19 protein-coding genes are annotated in these 21,505 nt (G+C 44.7%); 14 read left to right on the top strand and 5 right to left on the bottom strand.

Annotation, left to right across the window (positions count from 1 at the left end):
• Nucleotides 1–93: 93 nt before the first annotated feature.
• The gene (locus tag ACTIE0_RS15205; protein WP_006619180.1) at nt 94–333 is read right to left on the bottom strand and encodes an ABC transporter permease; all 240 of its coding nucleotides are present in this window, start codon (nt 331–333) and stop codon (nt 94–96) included.
• 201 nt (nt 334–534) lie between these two features.
• On the opposite strand from ACTIE0_RS15205, the gene ACTIE0_RS15200 reads away from it, so the two are divergent.
• From ACTIE0_RS15200 to ACTIE0_RS15190, 3 genes are all read left to right on the top strand, one after another.
• Nucleotides 535–1,677, top strand: a complete 1,143-nt coding sequence (locus ACTIE0_RS15200; protein ID WP_006624093.1) for a DegT/DnrJ/EryC1/StrS family aminotransferase — start codon at nt 535–537, stop codon at nt 1,675–1,677.
• A gap of 155 nt (nt 1,678–1,832) precedes the next feature.
• Nucleotides 1,833–3,509, top strand: coding sequence for an ABC1 kinase family protein (locus ACTIE0_RS15195; RefSeq protein WP_006624092.1), 1,677 nt, complete (start codon nt 1,833–1,835; stop codon nt 3,507–3,509).
• Nucleotides 3,510–3,613: 104 nt separating this feature from the next.
• On the top strand, nt 3,614–5,008 hold the full coding sequence (locus ACTIE0_RS15190) for an AAA-like domain-containing protein (RefSeq protein ID WP_228116378.1): 1,395 nt from the start codon (nt 3,614–3,616) through the stop codon (nt 5,006–5,008).
• Between the two features lie 61 nt (nt 5,009–5,069).
• Here ACTIE0_RS15190 and ACTIE0_RS15185 read toward each other — a convergent pair whose 3' ends face one another.
• Both ACTIE0_RS15185 and nifJ read right to left on the bottom strand, forming a co-directional pair.
• Nucleotides 5,070–6,080: a dihydroorotate dehydrogenase-like protein gene (locus ACTIE0_RS15185; RefSeq protein ID WP_006624090.1), complete on the bottom strand. Its 1,011-nt coding sequence runs from the start codon at nt 6,078–6,080 to the stop codon at nt 5,070–5,072.
• Nucleotides 6,081–6,221: 141 nt separating this feature from the next.
• On the bottom strand, nt 6,222–9,800 hold the full coding sequence (nifJ, locus tag ACTIE0_RS15180) for a pyruvate:ferredoxin (flavodoxin) oxidoreductase (protein ID WP_006669196.1): 3,579 nt from the start codon (nt 9,798–9,800) through the stop codon (nt 6,222–6,224).
• A gap of 22 nt (nt 9,801–9,822) precedes the next feature.
• Here nifJ and ACTIE0_RS15175 point away from each other — a divergent pair, with 22 nt between their 5' ends.
• Complete coding sequence (locus ACTIE0_RS15175) at nt 9,823–10,008, top strand: hypothetical protein (RefSeq protein ID WP_006624088.1); 186 nt, start codon at nt 9,823–9,825, stop codon at nt 10,006–10,008.
• Between the two features lie 183 nt (nt 10,009–10,191).
• Here the strand turns inward: ACTIE0_RS15175 and ACTIE0_RS15170 are convergent, their stop codons facing one another.
• The gene (locus tag ACTIE0_RS15170; protein ID WP_006669195.1) at nt 10,192–10,458 is read right to left on the bottom strand and encodes a HypC/HybG/HupF family hydrogenase formation chaperone; all 267 of its coding nucleotides are present in this window, start codon (nt 10,456–10,458) and stop codon (nt 10,192–10,194) included.
• Nucleotides 10,459–10,816: 358 nt separating this feature from the next.
• On the opposite strand from ACTIE0_RS15170, the gene hoxE reads away from it, so the two are divergent.
• From hoxE to ACTIE0_RS15120, 10 genes are all read left to right on the top strand, one after another.
• A complete protein-coding gene (gene hoxE, locus ACTIE0_RS15165; RefSeq protein ID WP_006669194.1) occupies nt 10,817–11,353 on the top strand; it encodes a bidirectional hydrogenase complex protein HoxE in 537 nt (178 codons plus the stop codon).
• A 49-nt stretch (nt 11,354–11,402) separates the two neighbouring features.
• Entirely contained in the window at nt 11,403–13,016 is a 1,614-nt protein-coding gene (locus ACTIE0_RS15160; protein ID WP_006669193.1) for a NuoF family protein, read from the top strand.
• 58 nt (nt 13,017–13,074) lie between these two features.
• Nucleotides 13,075–14,724, top strand: coding sequence for a hydroxylamine reductase (gene hcp, locus ACTIE0_RS15155; RefSeq protein ID WP_006669192.1), 1,650 nt, complete (start codon nt 13,075–13,077; stop codon nt 14,722–14,724).
• 75 nt (nt 14,725–14,799) lie between these two features.
• Complete coding sequence (gene hoxU / locus ACTIE0_RS15150; protein ID WP_006669191.1) at nt 14,800–15,516, top strand: bidirectional hydrogenase complex protein HoxU; 717 nt, start codon at nt 14,800–14,802, stop codon at nt 15,514–15,516.
• Nucleotides 15,504–16,052, top strand: a complete 549-nt coding sequence (locus tag ACTIE0_RS15145) for an NADH-quinone oxidoreductase subunit B family protein (protein ID WP_006624082.1) — start codon at nt 15,504–15,506, stop codon at nt 16,050–16,052. Before hoxU ends, ACTIE0_RS15145 begins: the two co-directional genes overlap by 13 nt.
• Before the next feature lie 98 nt (nt 16,053–16,150).
• A complete protein-coding gene (locus ACTIE0_RS15140; RefSeq protein ID WP_006669190.1) occupies nt 16,151–17,581 on the top strand; it encodes a Ni/Fe hydrogenase subunit alpha in 1,431 nt (476 codons plus the stop codon).
• An 89-nt stretch (nt 17,582–17,670) separates the two neighbouring features.
• Nucleotides 17,671–17,949, top strand: a complete 279-nt coding sequence (locus tag ACTIE0_RS15135) for a (2Fe-2S) ferredoxin domain-containing protein (protein WP_006624080.1) — start codon at nt 17,671–17,673, stop codon at nt 17,947–17,949.
• Nucleotides 17,949–18,452, top strand: a complete 504-nt coding sequence (locus ACTIE0_RS15130) for a PAS domain-containing protein (RefSeq protein WP_006624079.1) — start codon at nt 17,949–17,951, stop codon at nt 18,450–18,452. The genes ACTIE0_RS15135 and ACTIE0_RS15130 overlap by 1 nt, the downstream gene beginning before the upstream one ends.
• Nucleotides 18,453–18,491: 39 nt before the next feature.
• Nucleotides 18,492–19,658 carry a SpoIIE family protein phosphatase gene (locus ACTIE0_RS15125; protein ID WP_006624078.1) on the top strand — a complete coding sequence of 389 codons (1,167 nt, stop codon included), beginning with the start codon at nt 18,492–18,494 and terminating at the stop codon, nt 19,656–19,658.
• 75 nt (nt 19,659–19,733) lie between these two features.
• Nucleotides 19,734–20,213, top strand: a complete 480-nt coding sequence (locus tag ACTIE0_RS15120; protein ID WP_006669189.1) for a hydrogenase maturation protease — start codon at nt 19,734–19,736, stop codon at nt 20,211–20,213.
• A gap of 110 nt (nt 20,214–20,323) precedes the next feature.
• On the opposite strand, the gene ACTIE0_RS15115 is transcribed toward ACTIE0_RS15120, so the two are convergent.
• The gene (locus ACTIE0_RS15115; protein WP_006669188.1) at nt 20,324–21,289 is read right to left on the bottom strand and encodes a glycosyltransferase family protein; all 966 of its coding nucleotides are present in this window, start codon (nt 21,287–21,289) and stop codon (nt 20,324–20,326) included.
• Nucleotides 21,290–21,505 lie beyond the last annotated feature (216 nt).

The following is a 21,505-nucleotide window of genomic DNA, read 5'->3' as shown; positions in this document are numbered from 1 at the left end:
CAATCTGCGCGTGCGTCACATCATGAAGTTTTTCGTGTCTATGCCAATTATCGGGATGTGGAAGCACCACTAGAGCCGTATGAAGGGAAACTCTCACGTACGGTTTTGAAGGGGAGGGGGAGGTAGCAATATCTCTCTCGACCCCCAATCGATCGCCGCAGTGCTAATAAATAGGGAAACCCAAACCCAGAGTAAAAGTTGTGGAAGTTGGCGACTGATGCGGTTACGGGAGACAATGGCAACTAGGGTAATCATTGCCAGAATTAGGGCTCTGACTAGGAGAGGTTGGCCTGTCGTGGTGGGGTCAAAGACAATAGCCAGGACGTAACCCAAGACGACTAATTGGCGCTCAGGCGCGCCCGGCGGAAGTGATTAGCTTGAATTCTAAGCCTAATCCCCCAGATACTGATAGACCAATGGCGATCGCCATCAGTCCGAATATTAGCACTAAGTCTGTAAAATCTAAGGAAATCAACTAATTATCAGCAAACCCTGTGAACAACTCATTCTAGTATAGTGTGGTGTGAGAAGCGCGTGAACCTAATTCCTGCCCTTGATTTAACCCAACAGTATCAAATGATCAGCGATCGCCTTAGTCAGGAGGTACTCGACTTGCTGGCTAGTGGTCGCTACATTGGTGGCTATGCTGTGGACAGTTTTGAGAAAAAGTTTGCCGAGTATATTGGGGCTTCTGAGTTGGTCAGTTGCAACTCTGGTACTGATGCCCTATTTTTGGCTTTGCGGGCTTTAGAAATAGGCCCCGGCGATGAGGTGATTACCACTTGTTTTTCCTTTATTGCTACCTCTGAGGTGATTAGTGCCGTGGGAGCCACCCCGGTATTTGTGGATATTGACCCGGATACGTTCAACTTAGATATTAGTCAAATTGAGGCGGCGATTACTGCCCAAACCCGTGCTATCCTTCCCGTGCATTTGTTTGGTCGCCCTGTGGACATGACCGCATTAATGGCGGTAGCGCGGTCTCATAATTTGGCGGTGATTGAAGATTGCGCCCAAGCCACCGGAGCTAGTTGGGGTGATGCTAAGGTGGGTAGTATGGGAGATCTAGGCTGTTTTAGCTTTTTTCCGACTAAGAATTTAGGCGCTTGTGGAGATGGAGGGGCGATCGCAACTAATAATCCTGATCTGGCGCGTGTGTTGCGGGTGCTGAAAAATCACGGTCAGCCTGAGCGATATAATTCCGAACTGTTGGGGATTAATAGTCGTCTTGATGCCCTACAAGGGGTGATTTTAAGCATTAAATTAGAGTATCTCCCTCGCTGGAATCAACAGAGAAAGGCGATCGCCTCTCGATATAGTCAGGAACTGGAGGGGATACCCGGTTTAATTGTCCCAGCAGAAAGTCTAGGCGGCGAGACCGTTTGGAATCAGTACACTATCAGATATGTGGGTAATAATAGCGACTCGTCAGGACGCGATCGCCTGCGAGAACAACTCCAGAGCCTCGGAGTTAGCACTAATGTATACTACCCCATACCCCTCCATCTACAGGGGGTTCATCGCGATTTAGGCTATGGCTGCGGTGATTTTCCCATGGCAGAACAGGTCAGCCACCAAGTTTTGTCTTTGCCGATGTTCCCGGAACTTTCCAGCGAACAACAAGATAGGGTGATCTATGCTGTCAAAGATTGCCTAAAATTGGGGGCTATAGGTTGAGCGGGTGAGTGTTATATGTCGTTTTGTAGATTATAGTTAAGATAACGATAAGAAATCATCAATTCACCCTGGGGATGTATTTACCCCGACCTGGGTTGCAGGTAACTAAGCAACCAGTTGACCAAACTTAGGAATATGAAGAGGAAATAAAAGGAGTGAACCCCTACCAAAATAGCGATCGCCGAGTTTACGATCCTCAAGCCATTGCTCAATATTATCGCCGTCGGCTTTGGAAGGCCATCTGGCGCGTGATCACGGTTGTATGGTTTTTTTCAGGGTTCATTATTGGTCTACTTTGGGATCAATGGCGACATCGAAATGTTACGGAAACCCCGAAACGAGCCGCCCAGCTGCGTAATATTCTCACCCGCCTCGGTCCCACCTATATTAAAGTAGGTCAAGCATTATCAACCCGTCCTGACCTCATTCGCAAGGACTTTTTAGAAGAATTAACCAAACTCCAAGATCAGCTACCCCCTTTTGATACTAAGATCGCTATGGCGATCATCGAGAGAGAACTCGATCGCGATTTAGATACTGTTTTCCGACAAATTTCCCCTGAACCCGTAGCCGCAGCCAGTTTGGGTCAGGTCTATAAAGCACAACTGCTGACAGGGGAAGAGGTCGCCGTTAAAGTCCAAAGACCATTTCTCTTACCAACTCTGACCCTGGATCTGTATTTAATGCGTTGGGCTGCGGGTTGGTTGTCTCCCATTTTACCCCTGAATTTGGGTCATGATTTAACCCTAATTGTCGATGAATTTGGGTTCAAATTATTTGAGGAAATCGACTATATTAATGAGGGTCGAAATGCCGAAAGGTTTGCCACATATTTTGATGATGATCCGACCGTAAAAGTGCCATCAATTTACTGGAAATATACCAGCCATCAGGTGTTAGTCTTAGAGTGGATTAACGGCTTGAAGTTGACCGATATTGAAAGTGTTCAAGCGGCGGGTTTGGATATGAGTAAAATGATTTTTGTCGGTGTGACAAGTGGCTTGCGACAACTGCTAGAGTTCGGTTTTTTCCATGCTGACCCCCACCCCGGAAATCTGTTTGCTATGCCTGATGGTCGCATGGCATTTATTGATTTTGGCATGATGGATCAGTTAAGCCAGCAAACTAAGGAAACTCTGGTTGATTCCGTAGTTCATTTAATTAATAAAGACTATAAGGAGTTGGCGGAAGATTTTGTCAGGTTGGGATTTTTAGCACCTAATACTAATATGGCTCCCATTATTCCGGCTTTAGAGGCGGTTATGGGGGATATTATTGGGGAGAGTGTTAAGGATTTTAACTTTAAAACTATTACCGATAGTTTCTCGGAATTGATGTATGATTACCCCTTCCGGGTTCCGGCAAAATTTGCCCTGATTATTCGGTCTCTAGTAACTCAGGAAGGAATTGCCCTCAGTCTCGACCCGGATTTTAAAATCGTTGAGGTGGCTTATCCCTATGTGGCGCGTCGCCTGTTGAAGGGAGAAACTCCGGCTTTGCGACGACGGTTGATTGAGGTGTTATTTAAAGATGGTCGCTTCCAGTGGCATCGTCTGGAAAATATGATTACGATCGCTCAAACTGATGGCAATTTTGATATTCTCCCCACTGCACAGCTAGGTTTACAATATCTGTTTTCCGAAGAGGGTAGTTTCCTTCGTCGTCAAATTGTCATGGCGTTGACCGAAGACGATCGCCTACATACCGCTGAAGTCCAACGACTCTGGGGTTTAATTCAGGATGACCTCAAACCGAGTCGCTTATTTGATGTAGCATTGGGGGCAATAACTGAGTTTTCGACCTCCCAAGTGGCTGCTATGAGAATTCAATAAATATCGCTATTCATCAGATCATCACAATTCCCTTGTTAGGGATGCTTGAAAAAAAGGCCCAAGTCTAAGTATTTGGGTCTTTTATTGGTTATGATCTGTACAGTGTGATTATATATCAAATTGCCCTTGCTCAATTATTATGCCTTGGCATGAATGTCCCTGAAGCCTTAAAACTGATAGAAGAAAAATTCCTGCGGCGATCGCTTTCCCCTATTGAGCGTTTAATTTTATCTGAATCATGGATGGGTAAGACCTACAGTGAAATTTCCCAGAAATCTGCATACGCTAATGATTATGTTAAAGAAGTGGGTGGACGATTATGGCAGGAACTCTCCGAGGCCCTGGGGACCAAAGTTAGCAAAAAAAATATAAAACTTGTCCTCAAATCTCGGCACCAGATCCCATTAACTTCCCCCCCTGTTCAGAAATCAGGAACTTTGGCAGGTAATTCATTGAATCCTAATGATGGCAATAATATAGAAATACCTGGGAGTCCAATTTCCATAAACTCTCCCTTTTATATAGAACGTCCACCCATTGAAGAAATGGGCTATAATGAACTGCAACAACCGGGGTGTGTCGTGAGGATTAAAGCACCTCGGAAGATGGGTAAAAGTTCCCTACTTAATAGGATGTTAACCCAAGCAGTTTCTTGGGGATATGGAACTGTTTATCTGAATTTTCTGGAAGTAGACGCTGAGACTTTTAATTCCCTAGAACAATTGGTCAGATGGTTTTGTGCTAATGCGACTAAGCAGTTAAAGCTACCAGCGAAACTCGATGAATATTGGGATATAGATTTAGGGACTAAAGTTTCCTGTCGGCTGTATTTTGAGGAATATCTATTCATCACTAAAGACACCCCCATTGTGATTGCTATGAATGAGGTTAACCGCCTCTTTGAGTATCCGGTTATTGCTAGTGATTTTTTGCCCATGTTGCGATCGTGGCACGAACTCTCTAAACATAATAAACTCTGGGAAAATTTGCGCTTGATTGTAGTTCACAGCACCGAAGTTTATGTACCTTTACAGTTACATCAATCCCCTTTTAATGTCGGTTTGGTGTTAAAAATACCCCAATTTACACCGGAACAAGTGCAAGATCTGGCTTTGAGATATGAATTAAGTTGGGCGGCGGGAGAGAGTGGACTTAAACGCCTAGAAGGTTTAATCTCAATGGTCGGTGGACATCCTTATCTAGTACAACTGGCTTTTTATACTATTAGTAAATCAGGGATTTCTCTGGAAAATTTAATCAAAAATGCCCGCAAGCCTGATGGAATTTATAGCGCCTATTTGCGGGATTTATTAGTAACAATTCAACAAGATTCCGACCTGCATATTGCTTTAAATAAAGTCCTCAAGTCTGATAATGGTGTGCCTTTGGAGGCGATTACTGCTTATAAATTAGAAAGTCTAGGATTAGTTAACTTTGAGGATAACCTAGCACAAATTGGCTGTGATTTATATCGGCTATATTTTTTGGAACAGTTATAAACCCCCCCCCAGCAAAAACTGAGGGGTGATGATATGGTGAAATTATTATCCTAGAATCAACCTAGAATAAACTATGTTCTGGGACGTAGGAAGTAATCGCTTTCATGTATTGGGCGCGTTCATAGGCTGACTCATCATCACAATGGCGCTGAGACATAGAACCCTGCATCTGTTGAACAGAGTCATACTCGTGTTCTTCCATCCAGTGTTTCATCTCATTTTCCATCACTTGGATGTAACCAATACCATGGCGCAATAAAGCGGAACAAACATGAGTTACCTTAGCCCCCGCCATCAACATTTTAATAGCATCGTGACCGCGCGCGACACCGCTAGTGCAGGCTAAATCGGCATTAATCCGACCATACAAAATAGCAATCCAGCGCATAGGTAGGCGCATATCGTGGGGAGAACTCAAAACGGAACTAACCTCAATTTCTAGTTCTTCTGGGTTAATATCTGGCTGTATGAAGCGGTTAAATAAAGCGAGTCCATCGACTCCAGCTTCATCTAAACGTTTCGCCATATTGGCCATATTACTAAAGAAGGGGCTAAGTTTCATAGCCACAGGAATAGTAACCTCGGCTTTAACTTCCCGGAGAGTAGTGATATAGTTTTCCTCGACCTCAGCCCCACTCATATCAAAATCGGTGGGAACATAATAAATATTCAATTCGATCGCATCTGCACCAGCTTCCTGCATGAGTTTGGAATATTCCACCCAACCACCGGAGGAGAAACCATTTAAACTGGCAATAATGGGAATATCAACCAACTCCTTAGCTTGGCGAATATGCTCAAGATAAAGTTCCGGTCCGACGTGATATTCTTCTGGTTCAGGAAAATAGGTTAAAGCCTCAGCAAAGCTATTGGTTCCATATTCCAAATGGTGATTAAGTTCAAATTTTTCTCGCAGTAACTGTTCTTCAAATAGGGAGTGTAAAACGACTGCTGATGCGCCCGCATCTTCCATACGCCGAATATTATCGACATCTTCCGATAAAGGGGCGGCGGCGGAAGGGACAATAGGAGTCCTCAAATTCAATCCCAAATAGGTCGTACTCAAATCCATAATATAGATTCCTTATGAAAAGTGGAAACGGAAGCAGTGAAAAGTTCTAGGGGTCCGGTTTGTAGGGGCGAAAAATAGGCACGCCCCTATAATTGAGAACCGGACTAGGAGTTTCTGTCTACAATGGGTTTAGGAAGTTCACTATTTGTCACCAGAGGTTTCTGTATTGGGCTGATTGCCTTCTTGATCCAAGGGACGCGCCGCCAGATACTCATACATTTGCCAACGGGTGTCAACGTCTTTCTGTGCTTCTTTCAGCAAGCGTTTAGCATCAACGGGCTTAGTTTTGGTGAGCATTTTAAAGCGGTTTTCGGCATACATGGATTGTTCGATGGATTTTTTAGGCGATCGCGAATCCAAAAGTAGGGGATTTTTGCCTTCAGCTTTGAGGTCAGGATGATAACGATAAAGCAACCAACGACCACTTTCGACAATTGCTTTTTGGTGACTCATAGCCGTAGTCATATTAATACCGTGGGCGATACAGTGACTGTAGGCAATAATCAAGGAAGGGCCGTTATATGCTTCAGCTTCCAGGAAGACTTTAAGGGTGTGTTCATCGCGCGCCCCCATAGCCACAGAAGCGACATAAACGTTACCGTAGGTCATAGCAATCAAACCCAAGTCTTTCTTAGGTGACGGCTTACCACCAGCGGCAAATTTAGCGACCGCACCGCGAGGAGTAGCTTTAGAAGACTGACCACCAGTATTAGAGTAGACCTCAGTATCCATAACCAGGATATTGACGTTGCGACCACTAGCAATGACATGATCTAAACCGCCATAGCCGATATCATAAGCCCAACCATCGCCGCCGAGTATCCAGACAGATTTTTTGACGAGGTAATCAGCCAAACTGAGTAACTGTTTGGCGTTGGTATCATCAGACCCTTGCAATTTTTGCTTAACCTGGGCGACGAGTTCCCGTTGTTCCCAAATATCAGCCTCGGATTTTTGGGGGTTATTGATAATTTTGGCTACCAGTTCATCGCCAACAAGACCGCCTAACTTCTGCAACAATTCACAGGCGAAAGCGGTATGTTTATCAATGGACAGACGGAAGCCTAGACCAAATTCGGCGTTATCTTCAAATAGGCTATTAGACCAACTAGGGCCGCGACCTTCGGCATTTTGCGCCCAGGGTGTGGTGGGTAAGTTACCGCCATAGATAGAAGAACAGCCAGTGGCGTTAGCGACAACCATACGATCGCCAAATAGTTGGGTTGCTAACTTGATATAGGGAGTTTCGCCACAACCCGCACAAGCACCAGAGAACTCAAACAGGGGTTCTTGCCATTGTTGTTGTTTAATCATATCCGATCGCAAATTACGGCGATCGGGGTTAGGCAAGTTGAGGAAAAATTCCCAGTTTTCCCGTTCCGTGGCTCGTATGGGTGGCTGAGACTCCATGTTAATCGCCTTTTTGGAAGGCATGGATTTATTTTTCGCCGGACAGACATCAACACAGACACCGCAACCAGTACAGTCTTCTGGAGATACTTGGATGGTGAATTTTTGCCCTTCAAAGGCTTTATCGCGGACAGCAGTAGTTTTAAAGGTTTCCGGCGCACCATTGAGGGCGCTTTCATCGTAGGCTTTACCACGAATTACCGCATGGGGACAGACCATGATACATTTACCACACTGCACACAGACATCAGCATCCCAAACGGGGATTTCTTGGGCGACGTTGCGTTTCTCCCATTTTGATGTACCTGTGGGATAGGTTCCGTCACAGGGTAGTTGGCTGACGGAGAGTTGGTCGCCTTTACGCGCTAACATCATCCCTTCCACTTCCCGGACAAAATCAGGGGCGTTAGCGGGGACTGGTGGCGCTATGCGTACCTGGCTATTGGCTTCGCCGATATTGACCTCAAAGAGGTTGTCGAGGGTATTGTCTACGGCTTGGAGGTTCATGCGGACAATGGCTGAACCTTTTTTACCGTATGTTTTTTCGATCGCTTTTTTAATTTTGGCGATCGCCTCATCCTTGGGTAGAACTCCCGCCAAAGCGAAGAAACAGACCTGCATCACCGTATTGATACGGCTACCCATTCCACTGTCACGGGCTACTTTATTAGCATCGATGACATATAGTTTGAGGTTTTTGCGGACAATTTGCTCTTGAATTTCAATGGGTAGGTAATTCCATACTTCATCAGGTCCGTAGGGGCTATTCAGCAGGAAGGTCGCCCCATTGGTGGCTGCATCAACTACATTGAGTTTTTCTAGGAAATTCCACTGGTGACAGCCGATAAAGTTGGATTTTTCGATTAAATAGGGGGAGCGGATTAAGTTAGGACCGAAACGCAGGTGAGATACGGTGACAGCGCCGGATTTTTTCGAGTCGTAGACGAAGTAACCCTGGGCGTAGTTATTGGTTTCGTCCCCGATAATTTTAATGGAGTTTTTGTTAGCCCCTACAGTACCATCAGACCCTAGACCATAGAACATGGCGCGGATGACGTTATCCGGTTCGGTGGAAAATTCCGGGTCAAAGGGTAGGGAGGTGTGGCTGAGGTCGTCGTTAATACCGATGGTAAAGTGATTTTTGGGTTTGTCGAGTTGGAGGTTATCAAAAACGGCTTTTACCATAGCCGGGTTAAATTCTTTGGAGGATAACCCATAACGACCACCTACGATTTTGAGGGCGGGTCCTTCCCAGCTTTCACTAATGGCGGTGACGACATCTAAATATAGGGGTTCGCCACTTGAGCCGGGTTCTTTGGTGCGGTCTAAAACTGCGATCGCTTTTGCCGTTTTTGGTACAGCGCCAATAAAGGCGTTAGCATCCCAGGGTCGATACAGACGGACTTTTAGCACTCCGACTTTTTCTCCCTGTGCGGTCAGATAATCTACGGTTTCGTGGACGGTTTCACAACCTGAACCCATTAATATAATGATGCGATCGGCATCTGGTGCGCCATGATATTCAAATAGTTTATAGTGCCGTCCCGTCAGTTCCCCGAATTTGTCCATGGCTTTCTGGACGATTTCTGGACAAGCGTTATAGAAGGGGTTGACGCTTTCCCTCGCTTGGAAGTAAACATCGGGGTTTTGGGCGGTTCCTCGTAAAGCAGGGCGATCGGGTGTTAGTCCCCGGGCGCGGTGTGCATAAACGTCCTCATCATCTATCATCGCCCGCAGATCACTCTCTTCCAAGAGTTCGATTTTCTGCACTTCGTGGGACGTGCGGAACCCATCAAAAAAGTGGATAAATGGAACCCTTGATTTTAGGGTACTTGCTTGGGCGACTAGGGCTAAATCATGGGCTTCCTGGACTGAGGCTGAACATAATAATCCGCAACCAGTAGCCCGCACTGCCATTACGTCACTGTGATCGCCAAAAATAGACAAGGCTTGGGCGGCGATGGACCTGGCGGCGACATGGAGGACCGCACAGGTTAGTTCCCCGGCGATTTTGTACAGGTTCGGAATCATTAATAATAATCCCTGGGATGCTGTAAATGTCGTGGTTAATGACCCTCCCTGTAGGGAACCATGAACAGCCCCCGCCGCGCCTCCTTCGCTTTGCATTTCTACTACTGCGGGAACCGTTCCCCAAATGTTGGGTTGTCCTTCCGATGTCCAAGCATCCGCCCATTCTCCCATGGGTGATGATGGAGTGATGGGATAAATGGCAATAACTTCATTGAGACGAAAAGCCACGCGGGCTACCGCTTCGTTCCCGTCTAGGGTGGCATACTGTCTGGTATTCATACTTGAAAATCCTCTCATTTACTTGGGATTTAACCCAGGTTCAAAAAACTGCGGAATTAACCGCCTTAATGGCTGTGACCGGACAACCATTGACGAGCTAATTTTAGGCGATCGCACTATTTGCCAAGGCCATGTCCTTGACAGTTCTCTTTACCAAGCGATCGCGCTAAATTTTGTCATTCAACAACAAAAAAAATTGGGTCGATAATTTACCTAGATTTTGACAACAATACCTCTGCGCCGGTTGTCTGATTCAAAGGTTCCTTTCCCCTGAGTCAGATCACAATCTTTAAATCTTTGTTAAGGGTTTTTGGGAACTTGACTGCCTCCTACCTTACCCTATTTATTATCTTATAGGAGGCTGGAAATATAAATCAGGTCTTAACAATTTTTAACCCAATTTGACCATCTGTTGTAAATCTGCTAAGGTTTGTAAAGCGTCCTCTGGTTCTACCCGACTCAGAGCAAAACCCACATGAACCAAAACATAATCACCCACTTGCGCTTCAGGAACATAAGCCAGACTCACCTCTTTAATTACCCCGCCAAAGCTGACGCGCCCTTTTTTTAGTAAAGGATCATCTCCCGATATACTCACGAGTTTTCCCGGAACTGCTAGACACATATATTTCATCCCTAGAATGACAATAATTCTCATTTAGGTTGACAATAGCAACCTGTAGGCTATCTGTAGGCTCTGTGGTAGTTTGATGACAGGCTAACTAAGTATAACCACTGTTAGCAGACCCACCAGCAGAGGCAGAAATTCTTTTAATTATCTTAATACTTTTTTCCGGGGTTTGCCGTTATACTTAACATTTAGAACAGAATGTTGTAATGTTCAACTAACGAAATATTTGGAGATAAACAACCCTACAGTTGTTTTGGGGATTTGTCCCAAAAATGTCCCCAAAATAGGATGAATTGTCATCAAAATAGAACATCAACCCTGTGGGGATCAACATTGATCATATTTAATAGGGTTGAAACTGTGTAGAAATTACTGTAAAACTACTATGCCATCTCCCACAGAAACCTCCCCAAAATCTGCCAAAAGTAAAGCAGCGTCAAACCATCCCAGTGGCGATAAACGTTTCAAGGTACTGGATATAACCATGAAACGCAGCCAATATAGTCAGGATGCCTTAATCGAAGTGCTGCACAAAGCCCAGGAAGCATTTGGCTACTTAGAAGAAGACGTATTAATATACGTTGCGCGACAACTGAAACTTCCCCTGAGCCAAGTTTACGGAGTCGCCACCTTCTATCATCTATTTTCCCTAAAACCCAGTGGCGCTCATACCTGCGTCGTCTGTTTAGGAACCGCCTGCTATGTTAAAGGCAGTGGAGAAGTCCTAGCAGCCTTAGAAGAGAAAACCGGAATCAAATCCGGGGAAACCACCCCCGACGGCCAGATATCTATTGTCACCGCCCGCTGTATCGGAGCCTGTGGTATTGCTCCGGCCGCAGTCTTTGATGGGAAAGTCGCAGGTCAGCAAACCCCAGAAATGGCCGTAGCACGACTGGAACAGTGGCAGGGTTCAGCCGAGTAAATGCCACTTCATAACCCCAACTCCATTGAGAGAGGAGATATAAAATATTATGGAATTGACCGAATTAGTCGAACTAGCCGAAAAGGAACGCAACAATCAAAAAAGTATCCGTATCCACTGCTGCACATCTACAGGCTGTCAAGCCTCTGAGTCCCTAGAAGTCAAAAAAGCCATGGAAGATGCCCTGAAGGGGTCAGGACTTGAGGCTGACGTGCAAATAGTCGGTGTGGGGTGTATGGGGTTTTGCGGACGCGGCCCAATGGTGGAAGTCGAACCTAACGGCATTCATTATGAAAAAGTCACCCCCGAAGATGCGCCATCTATTATCGAAGCGCTGCAAGGCGGGGAAGCCAAACCGGTTCAAGGAGATCCTGATCATCCCTTCTTTAGTCGCCAATTAAAAATCGTTCGGGAATTTAGCGGCAAAATTGACCCGGAAAAAATCGGGGAATATATTGCGGTGGGAGGCTACAGAGCCTTACATCATGCAATTTATGACCTGACTCCAGAAGAAGTAGTGACAGAAATTACTAAATCTGGATTACGGGGACGGGGAGGCGCTGGCTATCCCACGGGTCTAAAGTGGGCGACTGTGGCTAAAATGCCCCCAGGACAAAAATATGTGATCTGTAACGCTGACGAGGGCGACCCTGGGGCGTTTATGGATCGTAGTGTTTTAGAAAGTGACCCTCACCGTATCCTAGAAGGAATGGCGATCGCTGGATATGCAGTCGGTGCGACCCAAGGCTATATATACGTTCGCGCAGAATATCCCCTGGCGATCACTAGGCTACAGAAAGCCATTCAACAGGCTAAACGTCAGAGTATGTTAGGTAGCCGCATCTTTGGTTCCTCCATAGACTTCAACATTGATATTCGGGTTGGTGCGGGTGCTTTTGTTTGTGGCGAAGAAACCGCCCTGATAGCTTCTATTGGTGGCGGTCGCGGCAACCCCCGTCCTCGTCCACCCTATCCCGCCGTTTCCGGGTTGTGGGACTGCCCAACCCTGATTAATAACGTGGAAACCCTGGGTAATATAGCCCCCATTATCCGCAACGGGGCGGACTGGTACAATCAAATTGGTACCGAGAAAAGCAAGGGTACTAAAATCTTCTCCCTGACGGGTAAAATCCGCAATAACGGCCTGATTGAAGTGCCGATGGGTATTACCCTACGCGAAATTGTCGAAGAGATGGGCGGCGGTATTCCTGGCGGTCTGCAAGTTAAAGCCGTGCAAACAGGGGGTCCCTCTGGCGGTTGTATCCCGGCTGATTTTCTTGATACCCCGGTAGATTATGAATCTCTCACCAGATTGGGATCTATGATGGGATCTGGGGGCATGGTGGTGATGGATGAAAACACTAGCATGGTGCAGGTGGCTCAATTCTATATGGAATTTTGCCGGGGTGAAACCTGTGGTAAGTGTATCCCCTGCCGTGTGGGTACTGTGCAAATGTACCAGTTGCTTACTAAGTTACTCAATAAACAGGCTACCTCCGCTGATTTGGAAAAACTGAAACAGTTATGCGACATGGTGAAGGCTACCAGTTTATGTGGCTTGGGAATGACAGCCCCTAACCCGGTTACCAGTACCTTGCAGTATTTCGAGAGCGAGTATTTGGAGTTGCTTCAAACTGCTAACGGTAAGGTGGCGGTTCACTAATATTTCACATCGGGAAGCTAAACGGGAAACTAGGAAGCTAAATGAGGAGAAGGGATTGATGTTTTGTGAACAATGTGAACAAACTGCCAGCGGTCAAGGTTGCCACCAGTGGGGCGCTTGTGGTAAAGGACCGGATGTAAATGCGGTTCAAGACCTATTAATGTACTGTCTGCGGGGTATTGCGCCTGTGGCTTTGAAGGCTAAGGAATTGGGCATTGATACCCATGCTGTAGATGTGTTTTCCTGTGAGTCGATGTTCGCCACTATGACGAATGTTAACTTTAACCGTAAACGCTTTTACCATTATATTCGTGAGGCGATCGCTCAACGGGAAAAACTCAAAACCCAAGTTGAACAGATTAGCGATCGGCCCATCAGTTGGTCTGTAGCTGCTACCTATCAACCAGACTGGACTGATAGTTTAGTAGCCCAGGGGGAGGAAGTTTCCCGTAACTTTATTGCTGACTCTAGTCAAGACATCGATATCTTCTCCCTCAAACTTACCGTCCTCTACGGTCTGAAGGGCTTGGCTTCCTACAGTTTCCACGCCCAGGAACTTGGTCAGGAAGACGATCGCCTTTATAGTTTCACACACCAAGCCCTCGCCGCCTTGGAAGAACCTAACCTCAGTTTAGAAGATTGGGTTAATCTAGCCATGAAAGTCGGGGAAATGAACCTGTTGGCTATGGAACTTCTCGACGCGGGACACACTAACCATTATGGTCATCCTATCCCCACCGTTGTTCCTCTGAATGCGAAAGCCGGAAAAGCCATTTTGGTATCTGGTCACGACATTAAACAACTCGAAGCCATCCTCCAACAAACAGCCAATACTGGTATTAATGTTTACACCCACGGGGAGTTACTACCCGCCCATGGCTACCCAGTCCTTAAACAAAAATATCCCCACCTCTACGGTCACTATGGCACAGCTTGGCAAAATCAAACCAAGGATTTCGCTAAGTTCCCCGGTGCTATAGTCATCACCACTAACTGTTTGATGCCTCCCCACGAACACTATGAGGATAAATTATTTACCCTCGGTCCGGTGGGATATCCTGACATCAACTATCTCGAAGATAGGGCAAATCTTACCCCAGATTTTGGTGCCGTTATTCACAAAGCCCTCTCTTTACCTGGCTTTGCAGAAGATGAACCACCCCGTCAGGTGAAAACTGGCTTCGCCCGTAATGCGGTATTAAATGTTAGCGACCAGGTGATTGAGGCGGTTAAACAAGGTAAAATTCGCCATTTCTTCCTAGTGGGAGGTTGTGACGGCGCTAAACCCGATCGCAATTATTATACAGAGTTTGTCGATCAGGTTCCGTCCGATTGTGTGGTGTTAACTCTCGCCTGTGGAAAATTCCGCTTTTTTGATAAGGAAATGGGGGAAATTGGTAACATTCCTCGGCTGATGGATGTCGGACAGTGCAATGATGCCTATTCCGCTATTCAAATCGCCCTAGGACTCGCCCAAGCCTTTGATATCGGAGTTAATGAACTCCCCCTATCTATGATTTTGTCTTGGTATGAACAGAAGGCTGTGGCGGTTCTCCTGACACTATTATATTTGGGTATCAAAGATATCCGTTTAGGTCCGACTTTACCAGCTTTCATTTCCCCTAATGTCTTCGCTATCCTCTCGGCTAAATACAACCTACAGGCTATTACCACTCCCGAAGCTGATTTAGCCGCCTGTTTGAATTAGAAATAACTGGGAAAATCGGGAATATACAATATTCCCGACTCCCGGTAAGATGTTCCCTTAATGAAAGGAGAAACTATGTCCGTTGTCACCTTAAAAATTGATGGCATTGATGTGGCGATCGAACAAGGATCGAGCATTTTAGAAGCCGCTAAAGAGGCGGGGGTCAGAATACCAACTCTCTGCCATTTGGATGGTATTTCTGATGTGGGTGCTTGTCGCTTATGTCTGGTGGAAATTGCCGGAATTAATAAACTTTTGCCCTCCTGTGTAACTACCGTTGCGGAAGGGATGGAAGTTTGCACTAATAGCCCCCAGATTAAAGAATATCGCAAAATGGTTGTGGAAATGCTATTTGCGGAAGGCAACCATGTTTGTGCCGTTTGTGTGGCTAATGAAAACTGCGAATTGCAAGATGTCGCCGTTGAAGTAGGTATGGATCATAGCCGCTTTACCTACCGTTTCCCACAGCGAGAAGTTGATATCTCTCACCCTCAATTTGGTATTGATCACAACCGCTGTATTCTCTGTACTCGCTGTCAAAGAGTATGTGATGAAATTGAAGGCGCTCATGTTTGGGATGTGGCTTTTCGCGGCCCGGCTGCTAAAATGATTACAGGACTTAATCAACCTTGGGGGGCTGTCGATGCCTGTACTTCCTGCGGTAAGTGTGTTGATGCTTGTCCGACGGGTTCCATTTTCCGTAAAGGTGCGACGGTCGCCGAAATGACTCGCGATCGCGCTAAATTAGAATTCTTAGTTAATGCACGGGAGAAACACGAATGGAAAAGATAAGATTTGCTACGGTTTGGTTAGCAGGATGTTCCGGTTGCCATATGTCTTTTTTAGACCTGGATGAATGGCTGATTGAACTATCGGAAAAAGTCGAAGTGGTTTACTCCCCGGTAGGTTGTGACCTGAAAGAATATCCCGAAAATGTTGATGTTTGTTTGGTCGAGGGTGGTATCGCTAACGAAGATAACCTGGAACTAATTAAAGAAGTGCGATCGCGCACCAAACTCTTGATTTCTTTTGGAGATTGTGCCGTAACTGCTAATGTTCCCGCCATGCGGAATATGTTGGGTAGCACCGATCATGTACTCAAACGCTGCTATTTGGAACTAGGGGATTTTACCCCACAACTTCCCAGAGAACCCGGTATTGTTCCTGAATTACTGGAACGTGTGACTCCAGTGCATGAAGTCGTCGATGTTGATATTTTTATGCCGGGATGTCCCCCTAGTGCCGATCGCATTAAGGCTACCCTCGCGCCTTTGGTGGAAGGGAAAATGCCGAAAATGGAAGGGCGAGAAATGATTAAGTTTGGCTAAGGTTTCCCTGTTGTTGACTGACTAGAAAATTAATGGTTAGCCCGCAATTATCGGGTTAATTATTAATTGTTGATTCCCTGGAGAGGTGATTTTATACTATGGCTAAGACAGTTGTTATTGATCCAGTGACCCGCATTGAGGGTCATGCGAAAATTTCCATATATTTGGATGATGCGGGAGAGGTGGAAGATGCCCGATTTCATGTGGTAGAATTTCGGGGTTTTGAAAAGTTCTGCGAAGGACGACCAATGTTTGAAATGGCCGGAATTACTGCCCGTATTTGCGGGATTTGTCCGGTGAGTCACCTCTTAGCAGCCGCTAAAACGGGGGATAAAATTCTGGCGGTAAAAGTGCCACCAGCCGGGGAAAAATTGCGGCGGATGATGAATTTAGCCCAGTTAACTCAGTCCCATGCTTTGAGTTTTTTCCACCTCAGTAGCCCCGATTTTCTGTTGGGTTGGGATAGTGACCCCGCCAAAAGAAATGTATTCGGATTAATTGCCGCTGATCCAGATTTGGCTAGGGCGGGTATTCGTCTGCGCCAGTTTGGTCAGACCGTGATTGAACTATTGGGCGCACGGAAAATTCACGCGGCTTGGGCGGTTCCTGGAGGAGTGCGATCGCCTCTTTCCCAAGACGGTTTGGAATGGATAAAAGACCGCCTCCCAGAAGCGCGCCAAACTACCGAATTAGCCTTAAATCTATTAAAGCGTCTCCTCGATAGTAACTTGGCTTCTGAGGTCGATATATTTGGGAAATTCCCCTCTCTATTTATGGGGTTAGTCGCCCCTAATGGTAATTGGGAACACTATGGCGGACATCTGCGCTTTATCGATAGTGACGGTAATATTGTCGCTGATGGTTTGAGTGAGGATAATTACCAAGACTATTTGGGTGAGGCTGTGGAAAATTGGTCTTATCTCAAATTCCCCTATTATAAACCTCTCGGATATCCTGATGGTATTTATCGGGTAGGACCTTTGGCGCGGCTGAATGTCTGTGATCAAATTGGAACTACCGATGCTGATCGGGAATTGCGGGAATTTCGCGATCGCGCTGGTGGTCGGGTTGCTACTTCTTCCTTCTTCTACCATTACGCCCGTCTCGTCGAAATTATGGCTTGTATTGAGGCGATCGAGGCTTTGGTAGAAGACCCTGATATTACCTCCCCCCGCGTTCGCGCTGATGCCGGAATTAACAACTTGGAAGGGGTGGGAGTTAGTGAAGCCCCTCGCGGCACTCTATTTCACCATTATAAAGTCAATGAAAATGGCTTAATTGAAAAGGTGAACTTGATTATTGCCACCGGACAAAATAACTTGGCAATGAATAAAACTGTTACCCAAATTGCCAAGCACTATATCCATGGTAATGAAATTCCAGAAGGCTTGTTAAACCGAGTTGAAGCTGGAATTCGCTGCTTTGACCCTTGTTTAAGTTGTTCAACTCATGCTGTTGGTCAAATGCCACTACATATTGAGTTACTTAAACCTGATGGCACAATTGTTGATGAGGTTTATCGTAATTAACATTAACTACGATTAAACATAGGGGCAACCTCTACTGGTTGCCTCCGCCAACAGCGGAATATTTATTGTTGACTTGGGTACTAATCGATATGGCAAAACAAAACTTATACCTATGTATGGGGTCTGCTTGTCACCAAATGGGCGTTTATGAAGTGTTACCAAAACTTCAGGAATTAATCGCAGAATATCAACTAGAAAACCGCATTGAACTTAAAGGGTCGTTTTGCTTGGAGACCTGTAGTTCCGGTATTGTCATGAAATACCAAGACCAACACTTTATTAATATCAGCCCTAAAAATATCGAGGACAAATTTGTCGGTGAAATTTTGCCGATAATTCAAAATAGTAATTTACCATTGAATTCATAATGCTAGAAAATAATGACAATCCCCATTTATGGCAACTGCTTTGGGAATATGACCCGAACGGTTTAATTGCCGTGGATGTCTCCATGAATATTAAAGTTGTGAATCCGGCATTTTGTAACTTTTTTAAAGTCGAGGCTGCCGAGATTATTGGGACTCCGGCTTTTAATTTGTTGGGGAATGTAGACCGATTTAAAAAAGTTTGGGAAAAAAACCAAATGATGCAGGGTATAGAGGTGGAATATGAAAATCATCATCTGTATTTAAAAGAGGTGATTTTCCCGATTAAAGATGAAAATATCATCGCCTGCATTATGACTGATATTACCTCGGAAATGCAGCGAAAAAAGGAAATCCATGATATCCGGGAACAAACAGTTAAAAAAGTGAACGAAGTGGTTGACAATCAAATGAAGGTTGCCCAAGAAATCGCTGGACTACTCGGAGAAACTACCGCCGAAACTAAGGTTAGTCTTCTCAAAATTATCCAAATGATTAACCAATAGCATATTTTTGTTTACCAAACCAAGTAGTTGAGTCGGCTTATGGGTCAAGATAACTTTTTTGATATTTGCGATCGCAGTCTTAATAAAAAAGGCGAGGAACTCTGTGGAGACCAGGTTAAGTTTACCAAAACTGAAACTAAAAGCACCATCGTCCTCTCTGATGGTTTGGGAAGTGGGGTAAAAGCTAATATCCTAGCTACCCTGACCACAGAAATTTTAATCACTATGTTAAATGCTGATGTTCCCCTAGAGGAAGTTATCAAAACTGTGATTGGAACTCTGCCAATTTGTCAAGTTCGCCATATTGCATACGCCACATTTACCATTATTCAAATTGACCACCAAACCAATCAGTTTAAGGTGATTAATTTTGATAACCCCCCCGTCTTTTATTTTAACAAAGGACGGGTAATTAAACTAGACACTAAGACCGAAAAAATCCTCGGCAAAAAAATACTTTCCTCGGAAGGACAGCTAGAAAGGGGAGACTTTCTGGGTGCTATTAGTGATGGTGTTCTTTATGCTGGTTTAGGGGATACCATGAATTTTGGTTGGGGGTGGGATAATATCGCTAAATACATGGAAAAAGTGTTTATGACTCAGGCGACTAACTCCCGTAGCATTATTGAACAGGTGATGGCGGAAACGCGATCGCTTTATCGAGATAAAATCGGAGACGATGCTACTTTTGTTGGTATTTATGTCCGCAAACGTAACCCGGTTATGATTTTTACCGGACCTCCTTTAGATATTACCAAGGATGAGTTATATGCTGAACGTTTGTTAAGTTTTAAAGGTCGTAAAGTTATCTGTGGGGGTACTACCGGAAACCTCGTGGCTAATTATATGGGAGAAACTATCGAAATGGATATTTCCACCATGCGAAAAGATTTACCCCCTATCGGTAAATTAAGCGAAATTGATTTGGTCACTGAGGGAATTTTGACTATTTCTAAAGCTACAGCAGTTCTCCGCCAGTGTAATTGTGATATCACCAGACTTCCTTCTGACCAAAATGGTGCGGTACTTCTGGCGCGAGAAATTTTAGAGGCTGATTCTATTTTCCTTTTGGTTGGTCAACAGATTAATGAGTTTTACCAAAATCCTCTTCTTCCTAAAAATATCTCGATTCGACGCAGTTTAATTGAAGATTTGGTAAACTTACTCAAACAAAAACAGAAAGAAGTTACCGTAGAATATTGTTAAATTATCCGAGTATGGTCTCACCATTTAGACACTCTCCACAGATAATTATGAATAACTATACTACTAACATATACCATGGAAAATGTCAAGTCTTTTTTAATTATTGGCTATGGTAATCAGTTAAGGGGTGATGATGGTATTGGACAGGAGGTAGCGAGACTGGTGCAAGAGTGGGAAAAACCTAATGTGCGATCGCGTTCAGTTCACCAATTAACCCCGGAAATAGCCGAAGAATTAACCCATTTTGACTATGCCATTTTCGTCGATGCTAGTATTACTGGGGAAGTCCTGGAAGTTTCATCCCTGACACCTGATGACTCAGAAACAGTGGTTAACTTGGGTCATTCTATCAATCCGCGATCGCTTCTTTCCTTAGCCAAAACTCTCTATGAATACACACCCCAAGCCTGGCTAGTAGCAGTCCCCGGCGATAACTTTGATTTAGGCGATTGTCTTTCTCCCACCGGAGAAGAGGGAGTTAATCATGCTTTAACCCAAATTCAAATGCTAATCGACACTTATAGCAATACCCGACCAAATGAGGACAGTAATTAAACCCTGAATATACAAATTATAAATTTTCTTTAAATCTGGTTAATGAACTGGCAAATACCAAATTTATCATCAGAAAATTGAACCTGTCAGCCTCGATTTTGACCCACAGTTTAGGTGTTAGAAAATAGACTACTGGGGGATTTGACCAAATACCAAAACAGTTTTTTAATAAATTTTCGGGTGGGTCGATATCGCCACAAATCTTCCAGCAGCAAATTAATCTTAACATTGCCATAAATTAGGCATTCAGAGTCTTCATAAAACTTCTGCTGCATAAAATTCATCGGGTCTGAATAAACATCATTAACCAGAAATGGTTTTATCCCAGCCCAATGAATAACACAAGCCTCTTTCTGCCAATCGTGATTCCCAATTTTTCCGTCCTCAATGGGGAAACGTTGACGCATTTCTTCTTGGGAATAGTTCCACATCAAAACCTGAATTAGCGCAGTTTTTACATTAATTTTGCCCTCATCTAATGCCCGAAAAATCATGAAATTTAATAGCCCTTGTTCACCATATTTAAAAACATCAGGGTATCGATTCTTAAACTCCAACATTTCCGCATATTCAGCCAAGCTAAAAATCCCCCTCTTTCCCCAAAATACCCCGGTAACAAAATAGGGTCTATCTTGATAATTAAAATCAGGGAAGTGCTTTTTCATCCCCTCCAAGTCAAAGAATAAACGCGAAATATCTTCAGCCTTCCAATTTTCCAAGTTATGATCAATAATCATGTCATAATGTTCAAGATCCCCAAAATCTAGCACATCCCCCCAGACTATTGTATCCGCATCTAAAAACAGAAAATTCTGCCAAGGACTTTCCCAAAAGGCAATCATTTTAGTCAAGCCCCAACCAAAACTATTTTCCTTGAGAAACGGATGCTTGACCGTCTTTTGATTAATAATCTTAACACCGTAAGTGCTTTCTAAGCTGGTTGTATTAAAATCACCATCAACGATTAAACAGATAGGAACATCCCCCAAAAAGTAGCGAATACTAGCACAACATCCTGCCGCAAAGTGGTAGTCCTTAAAACAACAAGCAATGATAATCCCAAAGTCCTGAATCATGGTTTTAGTTTCCTAGGTTTTAGTTTCTAATGGTATGTTTTCATGACACTATCGAATAATAGGGTCTAGTTACCCCTATCATCAATCAAAATACCTTTTCCACCGATTTACCTAACCAGGACGTGATTCAGAGAAGCTATCTGATACATTTACGCGACATTTATCCGGCTATTGCCTGACAATGCGACGATAGCACTATTACCCGTTAAGGTAACA

It is taken from the genome of Limnospira sp. (genome assembly GCF_051859755.1).
In the GTDB taxonomy this organism is placed as follows: Bacteria; Cyanobacteriota; Cyanobacteriia; order Cyanobacteriales; family Microcoleaceae; genus Limnospira; species Limnospira fusiformis.
Note: the sequence above shows the minus strand (reverse complement) of the source record. Positions and strands in the feature narration are given on the sequence as shown.